Here is a 17,122-nt window from a genome sequence, read left to right as displayed (position 1 = left end):
CGACTCGTCACTTTCGTGGGTAATTTTTATATACTCGCACACATTCGAGTGTTACTGTTCAGTTTTCAAGGAACTTTGTCTTTCGTACTTCACCGCGTTTCAGCGGCGACTTCTTTATCTTATTACAGATAATCTTTTTTGTCAACAACTTTTTTATTTTTTACTTGCCAACAAAATTTTATGTGCCGCTCTCAAAAGCGACTTAATCAATATATCATGTGGACAAGTTAAAAAGCAAGCCTTTATTTTTATTTTATCGATAAATATTTTAATCCAGCTAACATCTTTCTTTCTATACCAGCATTCTAAAAAAGAGGCAAGCTTTTATGCCTGCCTCTCTTCCATTCATTCTATGATTCTTCTGTAGCTTCTTCTCCTGCTTGTTCCGCTACTGTACGCTCACGCATGAGCGGGAACAGCAGCACATCACGAATCGACGGAGAATCAGTGAGCAACATTACCAAACGGTCAATACCAATGCCCAATCCACCTGTTGGAGGCATGCCATATTCCAATGATTCCAGGAAGTCCTCATCCATCATATGAGCTTCGTCATTTCCAGCTTCCCTCTCCAAAAGCTGTGCCTCAAAACGTTGACGCTGATCGAGCGGATCATTTAACTCGGTAAATGCATTAGCATGCTCACGTCCTACAATGAATAGTTCAAAACGGTCCGTGAAGCGCGGATCTTCTTCGTTCTTCTTCGCAAGCGGCGAGACTTCGACCGGATGTCCATAAATAAACGTTGGCTGAATAAGCTTCTCTTCCACAAAATGCTCGAAAAACTCATTAACAATATGACCGTATTTAGCTCCCGGCGGTACCGGAACGTTATGTTTTTTCGCAAGCTCTACCGCTTCTTCATCGCTCATCTGAGGCCAGAAGTCGACACCCGTCACTTCTTTAATTGCTTCTACAATGTGAATTCTCTTCCACTGGGGCTTCAACTGTACTTCATGTCCCTGATAGTTGAATAGCGTTGTTCCAAATACATCCTGTGCAATATGCGCAACCAACTCCTCTGTTAAGCGCATAATATCTTTATAATCCGCATACGCCTCATATAATTCAATTGAAGTAAATTCAGGGTTATGGCGTGTGGAAATTCCTTCGTTCCGGAAAATACGTCCAATTTCGTACACCTTTTCAAGACCACCCACGATCAAACGCTTTAGATGCAGTTCTGTCGCAATACGCATATACAAACGCATATCCAAGGCGTTATGGTGTGTAACAAAAGGACGTGCCGCAGCTCCCCCCGGAATACTGTGCATAGTCGGTGTTTCTACCTCAAGATAGCCGCGCTCATCCAAATAACGACGCATCGATTGCAGAATTAAACTGCGGGCAATAAATGTATCTTTTACATTCGGATTCATAATCATATCGAGGTAGCGTTTACGGTAACGAGTTTCCACATCTTTTAGTCCGTGGAACTTCTCCGGCAGCGGACGAAGAGACTTACCCAGTAAAGTGACCTCTTTCGCTTTAACGCTTGTCTCTCCGGTTTTTGTTTTGAAAATAACCCCAGTCACACCAAGAATATCTCCAATATCACAAAGCTTAAACATATCGTAAGCCTGTTCTCCAACCTGATCCTGCCGCACATAAATCTGAATACGACCGCTTTGGTCCTGTAGATGGGCAAACCCTGCTTTTCCCTGGCCACGCTTCGCCATCATCCGGCCCGCAATCGACACTTCAATCCCTTGCTCGTCCAACTGTTCTTTCTCAAGCTCCCCATATGTATCCACAATCTCTTTGGCCGTATGGGAACGTTCAAACTTTTTGCCGAACGGATCAACTCCGCTTTCGCGCAATGTATGTAGCTTTTCACGACGAATTTGTTCCAGTTCACTTAACTCTTCTTGTCGAGACATGCTTGCGTTCAACTCCTCAAAATCTTTTACCTTCATTCTAGCCTAAAACTGGCTAAAAGCTCCTACGGAATCGAAGGAGCTTAGCCAAAAACAGACATTTAGTCTACTTTAATCTCAAGAATTTCGTAGCGCACCACACCTGCGGGAACGTTTACATCCACCGTTGAGCCTTTTGATTTGCCAATTAAGGCCAATCCGACTGGCGATTCGTTGGAAATTTTATTCTGCATCGGATCTGATTCTGCAGAACCTACAATCTTGAACTCCATTTCCTCATTGAATTCCAGGTCTTTTACCCTTACGGTAGAACCAATGCTCACTATTCCGGTATCCAGCTCTTCGCCACTAATAACGCGTGCATTGCGCAGCATTTTCTCTAGCGTGATAATACGCCCTTCAATGAAAGCCTGCTCATTCTTTGCTTCTTCATACTCTGAGTTCTCAGACAGATCTCCGAAGCTAATCGCTTCTTTAATACGTTCAGCTACTTGACGACGTTTCACCGTCTTTAACTGTTCGAGTTCTTCTTCGAGCTTCTGTAAGCCCGCTGCGGTTAAGATTACTTCTTTTTCAGCCATCTTCGCATTCCCCCATCATAATCCATTCTATTGTTTTCGTACGCCTGATGTATCGTAGAGTGTATGATAAAATTGTATTTTTTATGCAATTGACAAACATATATGAAACTGCCAGTGCATGCACTGGCAGTTTCTCATGCAGATATGAAGGTATTATATGGTAGCCTTTGACTAAATGTCAAATCTTATGGTTATACCGCTTCTACCTTCTCCTGCTGACGTTTGCTTTCATATTCCGCAGCCTTGGCTTCCACTCTCTCCAGATAAGATAACAGGAGATTGGCCATACCTTCGCGCGTTTCCTGTACATTAATCTCATCACGAATGTGTGCTGATGCTGGTAATCCTTTAAGATACCAGGCCGCATGCTTACGCATTTCTAGAACGGCAACCTTCTCACCTTTCACCTTAATCAGGCGATCTAGATGCAGCAGCGCTATCTCTATCTTCTCACGTGGTGTCGGGTCCGCCGGCAGTTCACCCTTGGTAAGATACTCAACCGTACGGTACAGCATCCACGGATTGCCCAGAGCGGCACGTCCAATCATCACACCATCGCAGCCTGTTTGTTCAATCATACGCTTTGCGTCTTCTGGTGTTGCAACGTCTCCGTTTCCGATAACTGGAATACTTACAGCTTCTTTCGCTTGGCGAATATAATCCCAGTTCGCGGTGCCCTGGTACATCTGCACACGCGTTCTACCGTGTACAGCGATAGCCTGGCCACCAGCACGTTCTACCGCTTTCGCATTCTCCACTACGTAGATATGGTCCTCATCCCAGCCGATACGCATCTTTACCGTAACTGGCTTCGATACGTTCTCAACTACGGCAGATACCATTTCCTCGATTTTCCCCGGATCAAGTAACCATCGCGCTCCGGCATCGCAACTAACAATCTTCGGCACTGGACAGCCCATATTAATATCGATAATATCAGCATTTGTATGCTCATCCACGTACTTCGCCGCTTTCACCAGCGTTTCTCTGTCGCCGCCAAAAATCTGTAGACTCAACGGCTTCTCGCGCTCATCTACATACAGCATTTCAAGCGTCTTCTTGTTTCCGTGAACAATTCCTTTATCGCTAACCATCTCAGCGCAAACCAGTCCCGTTCCGAATTCCTTGGCAATCAGGCGAAAAGCTGGATTACATACACCAGCCATCGGAGCGAGCACTACGTTATTCTTCAGCTCGATGTTTCCAATTTTTAGGTTAGCCATATTTCCACCTTCCACATATACTTTGTGTAAAAAGCATGGGCTATTCCTTGTATAAGCAAAAAAGCCGCTAATTATTTCCCTATTTTATCATACGTTTTTCTCATTTCAACTATTTTCATCTTTTTCATTCTCCACCCACATGTTTCCAATCGAACTTTCCACACTGCCGTACACCTTCTCTGTCCTCTATACCCTCCAGCACGTCCTTAACACGTGTATGGTGAATCTCTTCTCCCGCTTTATACGTAATAGGGGCTTCTGGCGCAATCTCGGCGAGGGGAACTAAAACAAACGCACGCTCCATCATCCTTGGATGCGGAACCTGCAAATCCCCGCTATGAATATATTCGTGTCCATACAACAAAATATCAATATCCAACGTGCGGGGACCCCAGCGAATCATACGTGTTCTTCCTAGCAGCGTTTCGATTCTTTGCATATGGGTCAGCAATTCTTTCGGGGGTAGCGACGTCTCAATTTCGATTGCGATATTCAGAAATACATCCTGATCTGTGTATCCCACCGGATCGGTTTCATAAAGGGAAGAGCTTTGTAGGACCTCTACACCAATTACTTGATGAATTAGATACACCGCTCTGCTAAGAATATTTTCTCTATCGCCAATATTTGAACCCAGACCTAGAAATGCCCGGTTGAGCCGATTATGCATTATGTCCCGCCCGACTGCGCCGAATCTCTATCGCTACGGATTCGTAATGACCGGGTATCGGAGGATCCGGCTTAGTTACGCGGACAAGCACTTCATCAATTAACATGTATCCATCCAGGATCTTCGTCGCCAGACGCTCCGCAATGGCTTCCACCAATTCGTATTTTTCCTTCTCAACGATTTGCTGCGCCGTCTTGTAGATATCCGCATAGTTCACTGTATCTTCCAAATTATCGCTACGACCGGCCTTCGATAAATCGAAATAAAGCTCCAAATCTACATAGAAACGCTGTCCAAGCTTGTTCTCCTCCTTAAAAGCGCCATGATAACCCCAGAACTCCATCTTATTGAACAAAATCCTGTCCATTTAGCGTCACTCCTTATCTTGCTGCCAGTCATACAGCATCGCATCCATCATACGACAGACACGTACGATCGGCTTTACGTCATGCACCCGAACAATACGACACCCTCGCTCTACACCGAGTGCTACTGTCGCCGCCGTTCCTTCCATCCGCTCCGTTACCGGCATATCGCCAAGTGCTTTACCTATGAACTTTTTCCGTGATGTCCCCAATAGCACCGGGTATCCGAGTGCTACAAGCTTGTCCATATGATACATCATTTCAAGGTTATGCTTATATGTCTTCGCAAACCCAATACCAGGATCAAGAATGATTTTATTATGTTCCACCCCTGCTTCTTTTACCAAGTCAATGCACTCGCTCATATCATTCAGCATATCAGCTATGAAATTCGTATATTCCTTATTATCACGATTGTGCATCAATATGACCGGCAAGCCGGATTCAGCCATAACTTTCGGCATCATCGTATCGGCCTTGCCTCCCCATATATCATTGATAATATGCACACCGGCATGAACAGCTTGGCGAGCTACTTCAGCTTTATATGTATCGATAGATAATGGAATATCTATCTCATTTGTTAATCTTTCAATGACTGGAATGACCCGTTCCAGCTCCTCTTCCATACCTACCGGCTCATGACCAGGACGCGTTGATTCGCCTCCAATATCGATAATATCGGCTCCGTCCTCTATCATCTGACGCGCATGTTCGAGCGCGCGCTCTGTCGTATGATGACGACCCCCATCCGAAAAGGAATCCGGTGTGACATTGAGAATTCCCATAACCAACGTTCGTCGATGGACAGGCAATTCATACGCTCCTGCCTGTATTCCTTTCTGCATAATTCCCCTTCTTTCCATCACACTCTTACTGTCAGACAATGTGTCTCCGATACAGCTCAAGTAATTTTTTGGTAATCGTTCCTATTGTACCCTGTCCGATTCTCGTTTCATTCACTGTATGAATCGGTACGATTTCCTGTACAGCATTCGTTATGAATACTTCATCTGCTACCATCAGCCTCTCGATATAATACCAGCCTTCCTGTACGGTAAACCCGTGAGACTCCGCTAATTCCATAACGAACTCTCGCCTTGTCCCAGGCAGGATTCCAGTCTTTATATCAGGTGTGTAAATGACATCTTCCGCTACGAAAAACAGATTGGATACAATCCCTTCTGCAAGGCATCCATTCTCTGTAAGGAAGAGCCCCTCCACATCCGGTTCAGGTCCAATTTCCATTTTACCAAAACGGTTATTCATATAATGATGAGACTTGAAACGCAATTCTCCCTCCGGCGAATTGCGTGGCCGCTTTAATACTTGTAACCTCTTACCTGTTTCATACAAGGACGGAGGGAACTCAGGCAATGGTTTGACGAAAATCAGCCAATGAGGTTCGTCATACAGTCCCGCGTACGGACCCAGCCCTTTATCCCCCGCTGTTAGGTCAAGCCGCACATATGCATCGCTCAGTCCGTTTGCGCTTAATGTTTCCAATATCGCAAATCGCAAGTCCTCACGGGTCATCGTAATGACAATACCCAATTCTTCTGCCGCTTTACACAGACGATGATAATGTTGTTCTAAAAGCGCGATATGTCCTCCGTACACCCGCATTGTTTCAAATAAACCCAGACCATAAAGAAAGCCGTGATCAAAAGGCGAGATCACAGCTTGCGTACTATCCATAATGCGCCCATCGAGAAATACTTTCACGATTCGCTCCTTGCTCCTTTGTCTATATATTCTTAAGCGGGGCATAGCGCGTCAAAAAATTGCGCAATAATTGTTTGCCATGCTCCGTCATAATCGATTCCGGATGAAATTGCACTCCTTCCACCGGTAATTCACGATGGCGAAGCGCCATAATCTCCCCTTCCGCCGTCTCTGCCGTAATCTCCAGGCAATCAGGTAAGCTTTCCCGCTCTACAATAAGCGAGTGATAACGGGTCGCACGGAATGGATTAGGCAATCCCGCAAAAACACCTTCTCCGTTATGGAAGACCTGCGACGTCTTCCCGTGCATCAATCGCTGTGCACGAATGACATTGCCACCAAATACTTGAGCAATTGATTGGTGCCCTAAACAAACGCCGAAAATCGGGATTTTGCCTGCAAACCGCTCTATTGCTTCAAGACTAATTCCCGCTTCATTCGGTGTGCATGGCCCCGGCGAAATCATCAGATAGGAAGGGGCCAGATCAGCAATCTCATCGCATGTAAGCTGATCATTGCGTACGACATGCAACTCCTCCCCCATCTCTCCCAAGTACTGTACCAAATTGTACGTAAACGAATCATAGTTATCAATCATTACAATCATACTCGACTCTCCTCTCTCATACTCTTCTCGACTCTTCGTTTAGTTTCAGCTAAAGAAAGCGACTTCCACAGCACTTCCGCCTTCTTTAATGATTCATAATACTCTGCTTTTGGCGTGGAGTCAATTACAATTCCTGCTCCGGCCTGCACATGCGCCTCTTCGTCCTTTAGGATTAATGTCCGGATAATAATATTACAGACAGCATTGCCGTCAAAACCCAGCACACACATAGAACCTGTATATGGTCCTCTTGTTACTTGTTCCAATTCTTCGATGATTTCCATCGTCCGCACTTTCGGAGCCCCGGTAATCGTACCACCCGGAAATGCCGCAATAATTGCATCGTACATATCTTTATCTTCCGCCATCTCACCTACGACATTGGAAACAATATGCATAACATGCGAATACTTCTCGACCGCCATAAGTTCATCAACATGTACCGTTCCAAAACGGCTCACACGTCCTAAATCATTACGTTCCAAATCAACCAGCATAATATGTTCGGCGACTTCTTTCTCATTTTCCAGTAATTCTTGTACCAATGCCGCATCCTCTTCCTCCGTATGTCCACGGCGACGTGTACCCGCAATCGGACGTGTGCTAAGCTGGTTTCCCTTTACCTGTAGCAAAAGCTCAGGGGAGGCGGAAACGAGTTGAAATTCTGGAAATCTAATTAATCCCATATAAGGTGATGGATTAATAGCGCGTAACACTTCGTATATTTCTTCGGCTTCTGCATCCGTTTTCCTTGTCTGCCGAACGGAAAGATTTACCTGAAAAACATCACCTGCTGCAATATATTCCTGTACCCGTCTAACAGCATGTTCAAAATCCGTCTGTTCAAATGACGTTGTCATTTCTTTCAAAGATCTGTCTTTTATTCCTTCAATATCCGGTGCAGGAGATTCTTCTATCTCACCTTTTGTTGCTTCAAGTATTTCTTCCATTTCTCGGATCTGCTTTTTCCCTTGTTCTATAACATGCAGGCTAGATCGCTCTCCCACATGAACGATAATAAACACATCACCTGTCTCATGATCAAAGGCGTACAGTTGTTCCACCAGCATTAGATAAACGTCAGGCAGTTGCAAATCATCTTCCGTTGCGCGAGGCAACGCCTCATAGTAACGCCCCATATCATAGCTTATATAGCCAACCGAACCGCCTGTCCAATCCGGTAACCCAGCCTGGGCCATCTCCTCTGTCCCTGGAGAGAATTCATGTCCCATCCACCGACGCACCGTAGCCATCGGATCCGATAATACAGACGAGAAAGGATTTCCATTCTCGCTTATTTGGCTGTTTTTATATGCAAGGGAGGCTACTGCATCCGCTCCTACGTACGTATAACGGCCAACCCTTCCACTTTCCAGAATAAAAGCGTATGCACTTTGCTTCAGCAACTTTTTATATAACCGCCACGGGTCTTGGCTTGTCCACTTTATTTTTTGCCATAGCGGTACGCGCTCGTATTGTGTAAGCCACTGCTCAGTCCACTCCTCAGGCTTTTTCACTCATTTCCCTCCATTTGCTATCCTTTGCGCAAAATAAGCCCTTGCTCCAATGAGACAAGGGCTTTCTCTTTATATTATACTCACTCTTCATCAAATTGATAAAGAGGGGTACTTAAATATCTCTCGCCGTTGCTTGGGATGATGACAATGACATTTTTGCCAGGTCCCAACTTTTTCGCTACTTGCTTGGCCGCATGAATAGCTGCGCCGGAAGAAATACCACCGAGAATCCCTTCTTTTTTGGCCACCAGACGAGCCGTAGCAAACGCATCTTCATTTTCTACTTTTATAATTTCATCGTACACTTCCGTATTCAGCGTATCAGGTACAAATCCTGCGCCGATACCCTGAATTTTGTGTGGTCCAGGCTTCCCGCCCGACAGTACAGGGGATGCAGCAGGCTCGATAGCCACAATGCTAACATCCGGATACTTCTCTTTCAATACTTCACCTGCACCGGTAACCGTTCCTCCAGTGCCGACTCCCGAAATAAATGCATGAACTCCTCCGATTTGCTCGGCCTGCTCCAGCAATTCTCTACCCGTTGTCTCACGGTGAATCTGTGGATTGGCAGGATTCTTGAACTGCTGCGGCATGAAATAGTCTTCATTTTCACGGACCAATTCTTCCGCTTTACGAATAGCGCCTCCCATTCCTTCTGCACCTGGTGTAAGTACTAACTCTGCGCCGTATGCACGAAGCAGGTTGCGGCGCTCCATACTCATCGTATCTGGCATGACCAGAACGGCACGGTATCCTTTTGCCGCCGCTACCATTGCAAGACCAATCCCTGTATTTCCACTTGTTGGCTCCACAATGGTCATGCCTTCCTTCAATACGCCTTCTTTTTCCGCCGCTTCAACCATAGCAAGAGCGATACGATCTTTTACACTACTGCCTGGATTGAAAAATTCTAACTTTAAGTAAATGTTCGCTTCATCCGCTTCTGCTACTCGATTCAACTTTACCAACGGTGTATATCCGATTAAATCGGTAATGGACTGAGCTACCCGCATCAAAACTCCTCCTCACCAAAATCCTACTAATTAAATAGGTTTTATAAATATTATATCAATCGACCTATAGAAACGTCAATTGTTCATTATAAATTCGCGCGAAGATTCTCTAAGTCCTCTTTATCTAGGTGGTATCTTTCGTTACAGAAATGACATGTAATCTCTGCCTCTCCTTGCTCTTCTATCATGGCATCGAGTTCTTCTTTACCTAGGCTGATGAGCGCCCGGTTCACCCGATCGAGTGAGCAATGACAGCTAAATACGACTTCATGCTTATCCAGCAAGGTAAATTCCGCGCCCAGAATTTCATGCAAAATCTCTTCTGGAGATAGCCCCTCATTAATCATAGTGGACACGGGACGAATAGAGGAGAGAGTCTTCTCCAACTTAGTAATGATATCTTCCGGTGTGTTAGGCATTAACTGAATAATAAAGCCACCGGAGGCTTTCACCGTGTTATCAGGGTTCACAAGTACACCGACTCCAACAGCTGAAGGAACTTGTTCGGATACAGTAAGATAATATGTTAAATCTTCTCCGATTTCACCAGACACGATCGGACTTGTCCCTTGATACGGTTCTTTTAACCCCAAATCTTTAGTGACCGTAACGCTGCCTTCTGTTCCCACAACCCGTCGGACATCAAGCTTACCCTTTTCATTCATCTCATTGTAATGAATATGCGGATTGTGCACATAGCCACGTACTTCCCCTTTTGCGTTAGCATCCGCTACAATCTGTCCCACCGGTCCGTTACCGCGTACTACAATGGTCAGGCGTTCATCACCTTTCAGCATCGCTCCCATCATAGCTGCACCCGAAACCGTGCGTCCAACCGCTGCACTTACAATAGGCCAAGTATCCAGGCGCCGTTGAATCTCTCGTACTGTATCTGTAGTGCGAACAGCAAATGCGCGCACGAATCCATCATACGCAATCCCGCGGATTAAATAATCATTCATCATTGTTCCTCTTTCTTCCTTGGAATATCGAGAATACTCATTCTCGTGCTTATACACATTAGTGTACCACAAATATATAAGCAATAAGAAAAACTCACAGGCATTATCGTGTTCTTACTTTACAGCAGTATCTACTTTCTTATCCAACAAAAAAGACGGGAGTTATCCCGTCTTTTTTGTTACCTCTTATTACGATCATAAATCAGCCGCAAGCCTTTCACTGTTAACCACGGGTCGACAATATCGATTTCATTCGACTCACTGCCGATAAGCTCGGCTAAACCTCCAGTAGCTATGACATTTGGTTTTTTATCCGACTCCATCTTCATGCGGCGTACCAGCTCATCCACCTGGCCGACAAAACCATAAATGATACCTGATTGCATGGCATGAATCGTATTGCGGCCGATAACGCTCGGCGGCTTTATCAATTCAATACGAGGCAGCTTGGCAGCCCGACTGTATAGCGCTTCGGTAGAAATGCTGATCCCCGGAGCAATTGCTCCCCCGTGATAACCGCCTTGTTCATCAACAAAGCACAGCGTAGTAGCTGTACCGAAGTCTACGATGATTAGCGGGGTTCCGTAATGGTGAATGGCGGCTACCGCATTCACAATTCTATCTGCACCGAGCTCACGTGGGTTCTCCGCCTTAATATTCAAACCGGTCTTCAAACCCGGTCCGATTACCATCGGTTTGATATCAAAATATTTACGACACATTTTCTCAAGCGAGAACATCAGCGGAGGAACGACGGAAGAAATAATGATACCTTCAATATCTGTGAAAGTCATACCCTTATCTGCAAAAAGACTTTTCACCAGCATACCGAATTCATCGTCCGTCTTCCCTCGGTCCGTGCTAATGCGCCAATTATGTTTTAATTCGTCACCTTCATACACGCCAAGCACAATATTTGTGTTTCCTACGTCAATGACAAATAGCATCGAATCCCTGCCCTATCGTTTTCTTTCGTTTAAGTCCAGACTAATATCTAACGCCGTTACGGAATGTGTAAGGCTACCTACGGAAATAACATCAACACCTGTAGCAGCTATTTCTTCGACGGTATCGAGGCTAACGCCGCCGGAGGCTTCGACAATCATGCGGCCATCGACACGACATACCGCCTCTGTCATCGTTTTCGTATCCATATTGTCCAACATAATAATATCCGGTTTCGCCGCGATCGCTTCCTCCAATTGTGCAAGCGTCTCTACTTCTACCTCAACTCGCATTGTATGTGGAATTGCAGCGCGTGCATGCGATACAGCCTCGTGTATACCACCTGCCGCTTTAATATGATTATCTTTAATCATGACCGCATCAAATAGCCCAAGGCGATGATTATGTCCTCCGCCGACTGTTACCGCATACTTCTCAAGCATGCGTAAACCCGGAGTTGTTTTACGCGTATCGACTATGCGAACTTTTTCACTTACTTTCCGCACTTTTTCCACGTACTTGCTTGTCATCGTCGCGATACCCGACAACCGCTGCAATAGGTTAAGCGCAAGACGTTCACCGCCCAGCACGCTCTGCACACGGCCTTCCACCTGTGCGATAACCGCTCCCTTCTCAACGAAAGCTCCCTCTGCCACTTTCGGTGAAAAAACAAGCTCGGCGTCCACAAATGAAAATACCCGCTCCGCTACAGTAAGCCCCGCAATCACACCAGACTGTTTAGCGTACAAAATACCTATTCCTTCCAGGTTTTCAGGCACTGTCGAAAGGCTCGTTACATCGCCAAAACCGATATCCTCTTGAAGCCATGTCTCAATCTGCCGGTTCAGCAATTGCTCATTCATCTTCATTTGTATTTCTCTCCTCTAAAACCCCATCTTCGATCGACTGTACAATATGCTTCCGCCATACGAGGTCATCTCGCTTCGGGAAGTCTTCTCTGTAGTGGCCTCCACGGCTCTCTTCCCTGAATAATGCCGCATTCGCAACCAGGCAGGCGCATGTCAACAGATTCATGTACTCCATTTCTTCCGGCTTCTCCACTTTCATGCGGAATGCCTTTACATAGCGTTCCAGCTCCCGTACGGCTTTAGTCAGCCCTTTCTCGCTACGCTTCAAGCCTACATGTGCAAGCATTAGCTTTTGCAGACGAAGCTTGCGTTCCATCACTGTATCATTGTTCATCGTATGTTGGCGCATTAACGAAAAGGACACTGCAGGTACCTCATCGCCGATATCCTCCAACTCGCCTATCCTTTCAGCAATACGACGTCCAAATACAAGAGCCTCCGCCAGGGAATTACTGGCCAGGCGATTTGCACCGTGAACACCCGTACAAGATACCTCTCCGCAAGCAAATAGCCGCTTTGTCGAGGTCTCACCATATAGATCAGTTTTAATGCCTCCCATAATGTAGTGAGCGGCAGGTGCAACAGGGATCCAGTCCGTCACCATATCTAATCCATAACGAAGGCAAACTTTATAAATAGTAGGAAACCGGTGTTTGATTAACTCTTCGGATTCGTGGGTAATATCTAAATAAACGAACGTGGAACCAGTTGATTCCATCTCAGACACCATTGCGCGCGCAACTATGTCCCGGGGAGCCAGCTCCTTCAATGGATGATATTTCTCCATAAAACGCTCTCCCTTTATATTGCGCAGGACAGCCCCCTCACCGCGTACCGCTTCAGATATTAGAAATCGGGGGGCGCCTGGGTAACATAACGAAGTTGGATGGAACTGGATAAATTCCACGTCTTTAATATAGGCCCCAGCCCGGTATGCCATGGCCATCCCGTCCCCTGTGGCAATTTCCGGGTTGGTGGTATAGCGATACAATTGGCCAGCTCCACCGGTCGCCAATACAATGGCATTGGCACGTATATAGATAACTTGTCCATCTGGCTTGCGAACGAGCGCACCAATACATTGCCCCTGATGAGTTACCAGATCAAGTGTAAAATGATTCTCCAAAATTGTAATCTTCTCATTTGACAGCGCACACTTCGAAAGAGCACGCACGATCTCCGCCCCCGTCGCATCTCCTTGAGCGTGAAGAATGCGTCGCTGACTGTGTGCTCCTTCTTTCGTTAGAGCAAAAGCACCGTTCTCTTCATCGAATTTGGTTCCGTAATCAATTAAATCTGTGATGCAGGAAGGTCCTTCATTGACCAGTACTTCCACTGCTTCATTCAAACAAATACCTGCCCCGGCGATCAAAGTATCCTGCCTGTGCAACTCCGGCGAATCCGATTCAGCAGTAACAGCAGCAATGCCGCCCTGTGCATAACGGGTATTACTCTGTGTCAGTGCGGTCTTGCTAAGTAAAATGACATTCTTATCCTCACTGATTTTCAGTGCGGTATAAAGACCCGCAATCCCGGAACCAATAATGAGTACATCCGTTTTATACATCTCAAGCTCGGTTAACTTAAAATCAATGACATAGCGTGGTACCATTTGGCTTATCCTTCTTTCTGCCCTGCGCCGTTTACTGAACTGCTTCCACAGACAGCATGCGTTCAAGGGAAGCCCGGGCATTATCAGCAATTTCCTCTGGTACATAAATCTGCGGTTGCATCGTTTCCAGACAGTCAGCGATTTTTTTCAGGTTATTGACCTTCATATTTGGGCAAACCATATACTTCGAAGCAAAGATAAACTCTTTATCCGGGCTGTCTACATGCAATTTGTATCCTACCCCATCTTCCGTTCCAACGATAAATTGTTTGTGATTTGATTCACGACAATACTTAAGAATACCTGTAGTACTACCTATAAAGTCTCCCATTGCCACCACTTCCGGACGGCATTCTGGATGCACGACAAATTGGGCATCAGGATATTCTTCCTTCAGCTTGCGAACATCATCCACCGTCAATTGGTCATGCGTATTACAGTATCCTTCCCATATAATCATTTTCTTGTCCGTAAACTGCGAGACCCAATGTCCAAGATTCTTGTCTGGTACCCAGATAATTTCCTCTGCGTCAATCGATTTGATAACGTTCTTGGCATTTGACGATGTACAGCAGATGTCTGTTTCCGCTTTGACATCAGCTGATGTATTAATGTACGCCACTACCTTTGCGTTCGGATGCTGAGCCTTCAACTTTTTCAGTCCACTTACGTTTACCATATCCGCCATCGGGCAGCCGGCACGCTCATCCGGAATCAATACAGTCTTATCCATATTCAAAATTTTAGCGCTTTCACCCATGAAGTGGACGCCGCAAAATACAATGACATCGGCATCCGTAGTTGCTGCTTTCTGCGCAAGACCGAATGAATCACCGAGAAAATCTGCAATCTCTTGAATTTCAGGACGTTGATAGTAATGGGCAAGAATAATTGCATTTCTTTCTTTTTTCAGACGCATAATCTTCTCCCGTAACTCCTGGTTCCGCTGTTCTTTCTTCGCTAAAGCTAACGCTTCCATAGTAAGCAACCTCCGTTGTAAATCCTTAAGGTATTAAGTGCCTGCCAGGCAATTATCAGAATACCTGTATCATACCGTTAAATCGAAAAGTTGTACACACCTAAAGAAAGGCAGAGCACACGCCTCACAAGTTTTTCAAGCGATACGATCGAAAGAAAGCAACATCTACTTTCTTATCCATCAAAAAAGCCTCCCTGCGAGAAGGGAGGCTTTACTTATATGCTTATGTGTCGCTTCTATCGCGTTCTTCGCTATCGATGCCCGGTGTCGGTGCAGAATCTTCCGGCTTGCCGGTGATTTGTACTTTAACATCCCCAGTAGTAACCTCTTCGACTTCACCAACTTTACTTTTAAACGAACCGGTCTCGATAATGCTCTTAATCTGTTCGGCATCTAATGTCTCAACCTTAAGGAGTGCCTGTGCGACAGCTTCCAACTTATCCATTCTCTCAGTCAGCAGGTCTGTACAACGCTGGTGACAATCGCGAATAATTGTCTGGATTTCCTGGTCGATTTGACGTGCTGTCTCGTCACTGTAATTTTGTTCATGACCAAAGTCGCGTCCCAGGAAAACTTGTCCTTGGCTTTGACCAAACTGCATCGGTCCAAGGTTCGCACTCATTCCAAACTCCATAACCATGCGACGGGCAATGCCTGTGGCACGTTCAAAGTCATTATGGGCGCCTGTGCTAATCTCCTTCAGTACAAGCTCCTCAGCTACGCGGCCTCCAAGCAGACCAACAATCTTATCCAAGAGGTCAGACCTAGTAGCGAAGAATCGATCTTCTTTCGGCAACATAACAGTATACCCACCCGCGCTGCCACGAGGAATAATGGTTACTTTATGGACCATGTCAGCATTTTTTAAGAAATAGCCGCAAATTGTATGGCCTGCTTCATGGTATGCCACAAGCCTTTTCTCATCATCACTAATGACACGGGACTTCTTGGCTGGACCAGCGATAACGCGGTCAATGGCTTCATCTACATCTATCATATCGATCTTACGTTTATTCCGTCTTGCGGCAAGCAATGCTGCTTCATTCAGCAGGTTCTCAAGGTCAGCGCCTGTAAAGCCTGGTGTGCGACGGGCGATAACATCAAGATCAACGCCTTCTGCAAGTGGCTTATTGCGCGCGTGTACATGTAGTACCGCTTCACGTCCTTTCACATCTGGACGATCTACCGTAATCTGACGGTCAAAACGTCCCGGACGCAGCAAGGCCGGGTCAAGAATATCCGGACGGTTGGTTGCAGCAACAATGATAATACCTTCATTGGCCCCAAATCCATCCATCTCCACAAGCAATTGGTTGAGCGTTTGTTCACGTTCATCATGTCCACCGCCAAGGCCAGCACCACGTTGACGACCGACTGCATCAATCTCATCAATAAAGATAATGCATGGAGCATTCTTCTTTGCATTTTCGAATAAATCTCGAACACGGGAAGCACCGACACCGACGAACATTTCAACGAAGTCAGAACCGCTAATGCTGAAGAACGGTACGCCTGCTTCTCCTGCAACCGCACGAGCCAGAAGGGTCTTACCGGTACCTGGAGGGCCGACAAGCAGAACCCCTTTCGGAATACGTGCGCCCAATGTCGCGAATTTGCGTGGGTCTTTCAAGAATTCTACAACTTCTACCAATTCGGCTTTTTCTTCATCCGCTCCGGCTACGTCATTGAAGGTAACCTTCTTCTTCTCGTCATTATACAACTTGGCTTTACTCTTGCCAAAGTTCATAACTCTGCTGCCGCCGCCTTGGGCTTGATTCAACAGGAAGAAGAACAAGATAAAGATAATAACAAAAGGAATAATCGAGGTAAGAAAAGTAAGCCAGACAGAATCGCCTTTCTGTTCTAGATACTCTTCTTTCGCCAGATTCGCTTCTTCTATCCGCGTAAGCAATTGCTCATTGTCATAAAGCGGCCCATTCGTATAGAAGGGAGTCTGGTCCTTCAACTTACCCTGAATATAATATGTACCTCGGTCAGGACGAATCTGCAGTTCGGCAACTTTTCCCTGGTTAAGATACTGACGGAACTCGTTGTAAGGGATTTTCGATGTGTCCGTACCCTGGTTGGTAATAAAATTGACAATCCCAACCGTTACTAAAATAATTAGCAGATAAAATCCTGTATTGCGGAAGAACCGATTCATTCCTTACCTC

Annotated in this window: 16 protein-coding genes; all 16 read right to left on the bottom strand. The window is 45.8% G+C overall.

Going from position 1 to position 17,122, the window contains the following annotated elements; all coding sequences use genetic code 11:
- Positions 1-350: 350 nt before the first annotated feature.
- Positions 351-1,880: a lysine--tRNA ligase gene (lysS, locus tag AF333_RS31310; RefSeq protein ID WP_043063555.1), complete on the bottom strand. Its 1,530-nt coding sequence runs from the start codon at positions 1,878-1,880 to the stop codon at positions 351-353.
- A 98-nt stretch (positions 1,881-1,978) separates the two neighbouring features.
- Positions 1,979-2,458, bottom strand: coding sequence for a transcription elongation factor GreA (greA, locus tag AF333_RS31305; RefSeq protein ID WP_043063549.1), 480 nt, complete (start codon positions 2,456-2,458; stop codon positions 1,979-1,981).
- A 191-nt stretch (positions 2,459-2,649) separates the two neighbouring features.
- Positions 2,650-3,681, bottom strand: a complete 1,032-nt coding sequence (gene dusB / locus AF333_RS31300; protein ID WP_043063548.1) for a tRNA dihydrouridine synthase DusB — start codon at positions 3,679-3,681, stop codon at positions 2,650-2,652.
- Between the two features lie 124 nt (positions 3,682-3,805).
- On the bottom strand, positions 3,806-4,351 hold the full coding sequence (folK, locus tag AF333_RS31295) for a 2-amino-4-hydroxy-6-hydroxymethyldihydropteridine diphosphokinase (RefSeq protein ID WP_043063547.1): 546 nt from the start codon (positions 4,349-4,351) through the stop codon (positions 3,806-3,808).
- Positions 4,344-4,718, bottom strand: a complete 375-nt coding sequence (folB, locus tag AF333_RS31290; RefSeq protein WP_043063546.1) for a dihydroneopterin aldolase — start codon at positions 4,716-4,718, stop codon at positions 4,344-4,346. Before folB ends, folK begins: the two co-directional genes overlap by 8 nt.
- Before the next feature lie 6 nt (positions 4,719-4,724).
- Positions 4,725-5,564, bottom strand: a complete 840-nt coding sequence (gene folP / locus AF333_RS31285) for a dihydropteroate synthase (RefSeq protein ID WP_080787528.1) — start codon at positions 5,562-5,564, stop codon at positions 4,725-4,727.
- Positions 5,565-5,595: 31 nt separating this feature from the next.
- Positions 5,596-6,441 carry an aminodeoxychorismate lyase gene (pabC, locus tag AF333_RS31280; RefSeq protein ID WP_043063544.1) on the bottom strand — a complete coding sequence of 282 codons (846 nt, stop codon included), beginning with the start codon at positions 6,439-6,441 and terminating at the stop codon, positions 5,596-5,598.
- 22 nt (positions 6,442-6,463) lie between these two features.
- On the bottom strand, positions 6,464-7,048 hold the full coding sequence (gene pabA / locus AF333_RS31275) for an aminodeoxychorismate/anthranilate synthase component II (protein ID WP_043063543.1): 585 nt from the start codon (positions 7,046-7,048) through the stop codon (positions 6,464-6,466).
- Positions 7,045-8,565, bottom strand: a complete 1,521-nt coding sequence (locus AF333_RS31270) for an anthranilate synthase component I family protein (protein WP_043063542.1) — start codon at positions 8,563-8,565, stop codon at positions 7,045-7,047. The genes pabA and AF333_RS31270 overlap by 4 nt, the downstream gene beginning before the upstream one ends.
- An 80-nt stretch (positions 8,566-8,645) precedes the next feature.
- Complete coding sequence (cysK, locus tag AF333_RS31265; RefSeq protein ID WP_162839131.1) at positions 8,646-9,584, bottom strand: cysteine synthase A; 939 nt, start codon at positions 9,582-9,584, stop codon at positions 8,646-8,648.
- A gap of 83 nt (positions 9,585-9,667) precedes the next feature.
- Positions 9,668-10,543 carry an Hsp33 family molecular chaperone HslO gene (gene hslO, locus AF333_RS31260; protein WP_043063540.1) on the bottom strand — a complete coding sequence of 292 codons (876 nt, stop codon included), beginning with the start codon at positions 10,541-10,543 and terminating at the stop codon, positions 9,668-9,670.
- 179 nt (positions 10,544-10,722) lie between these two features.
- Complete coding sequence (locus AF333_RS31255; RefSeq protein WP_043063539.1) at positions 10,723-11,490, bottom strand: type III pantothenate kinase; 768 nt, start codon at positions 11,488-11,490, stop codon at positions 10,723-10,725.
- Positions 11,491-11,502: 12 nt separating this feature from the next.
- Positions 11,503-12,357: a carboxylating nicotinate-nucleotide diphosphorylase gene (gene nadC / locus AF333_RS31250; protein ID WP_043063538.1), complete on the bottom strand. Its 855-nt coding sequence runs from the start codon at positions 12,355-12,357 to the stop codon at positions 11,503-11,505.
- The gene (nadB, locus tag AF333_RS31245; RefSeq protein WP_043063537.1) at positions 12,344-13,969 is read right to left on the bottom strand and encodes an L-aspartate oxidase; all 1,626 of its coding nucleotides are present in this window, start codon (positions 13,967-13,969) and stop codon (positions 12,344-12,346) included. Before nadB ends, nadC begins: the two co-directional genes overlap by 14 nt.
- Before the next feature lie 31 nt (positions 13,970-14,000).
- Entirely contained in the window at positions 14,001-14,948 is a 948-nt protein-coding gene (nadA, locus tag AF333_RS31240; protein WP_043063536.1) for a quinolinate synthase NadA, read from the bottom strand.
- A 223-nt stretch (positions 14,949-15,171) separates the two neighbouring features.
- Positions 15,172-17,112, bottom strand: a complete 1,941-nt coding sequence (ftsH, locus tag AF333_RS31235) for an ATP-dependent zinc metalloprotease FtsH (protein ID WP_043063535.1) — start codon at positions 17,110-17,112, stop codon at positions 15,172-15,174.
- Positions 17,113-17,122: the final 10 nt, after the last annotated feature.

It is taken from the genome of Aneurinibacillus migulanus (genome assembly GCF_001274715.1).
In the GTDB taxonomy this organism is placed as follows: domain Bacteria; phylum Bacillota; class Bacilli; order Aneurinibacillales; family Aneurinibacillaceae; genus Aneurinibacillus; species Aneurinibacillus migulanus.
This window is presented reverse-complemented; position numbering and strand designations above follow the sequence as displayed.

Bases quoted from the DNA above. Each gene is read 5' to 3' on its own strand.
- folB (WP_043063546.1), bottom strand. From the start codon at position 4,718: ATGGACAGGATTTTGTTCAATAAGATGGAGTTCTGGGGTTATCATGGC.
- nadA (WP_043063536.1), bottom strand. From the start codon at position 14,948: ATGGAAGCGTTAGCTTTAGCGAAGAAAGAACAGCGGAACCAGGAGTTA.
- nadB (WP_043063537.1), bottom strand. From the start codon at position 13,969: ATGGTACCACGCTATGTCATTGATTTTAAGTTAACCGAGCTTGAGATG.
- pabA (WP_043063543.1), bottom strand. From the start codon at position 7,048: ATGATTGTAATGATTGATAACTATGATTCGTTTACGTACAATTTGGTA.
- ftsH (WP_043063535.1), bottom strand. From the start codon at position 17,112: ATGAATCGGTTCTTCCGCAATACAGGATTTTATCTGCTAATTATTTTA.
- nadC (WP_043063538.1), bottom strand. From the start codon at position 12,357: ATGAAGATGAATGAGCAATTGCTGAACCGGCAGATTGAGACATGGCTT.
- hslO (WP_043063540.1), bottom strand. From the start codon at position 10,543: ATGAATGATTATTTAATCCGCGGGATTGCGTATGATGGATTCGTGCGC.
- dusB (WP_043063548.1), bottom strand. From the start codon at position 3,681: ATGGCTAACCTAAAAATTGGAAACATCGAGCTGAAGAATAACGTAGTG.
- AF333_RS31255 (WP_043063539.1), bottom strand. From the start codon at position 11,490: ATGCTATTTGTCATTGACGTAGGAAACACAAATATTGTGCTTGGCGTG.
- folK (WP_043063547.1), bottom strand. From the start codon at position 4,351: ATGCATAATCGGCTCAACCGGGCATTTCTAGGTCTGGGTTCAAATATT.
- lysS (WP_043063555.1), bottom strand. From the start codon at position 1,880: ATGTCTCGACAAGAAGAGTTAAGTGAACTGGAACAAATTCGTCGTGAA.
- greA (WP_043063549.1), bottom strand. From the start codon at position 2,458: ATGGCTGAAAAAGAAGTAATCTTAACCGCAGCGGGCTTACAGAAGCTC.
- folP (WP_080787528.1), bottom strand. From the start codon at position 5,564: ATGCAGAAAGGAATACAGGCAGGAGCGTATGAATTGCCTGTCCATCGA.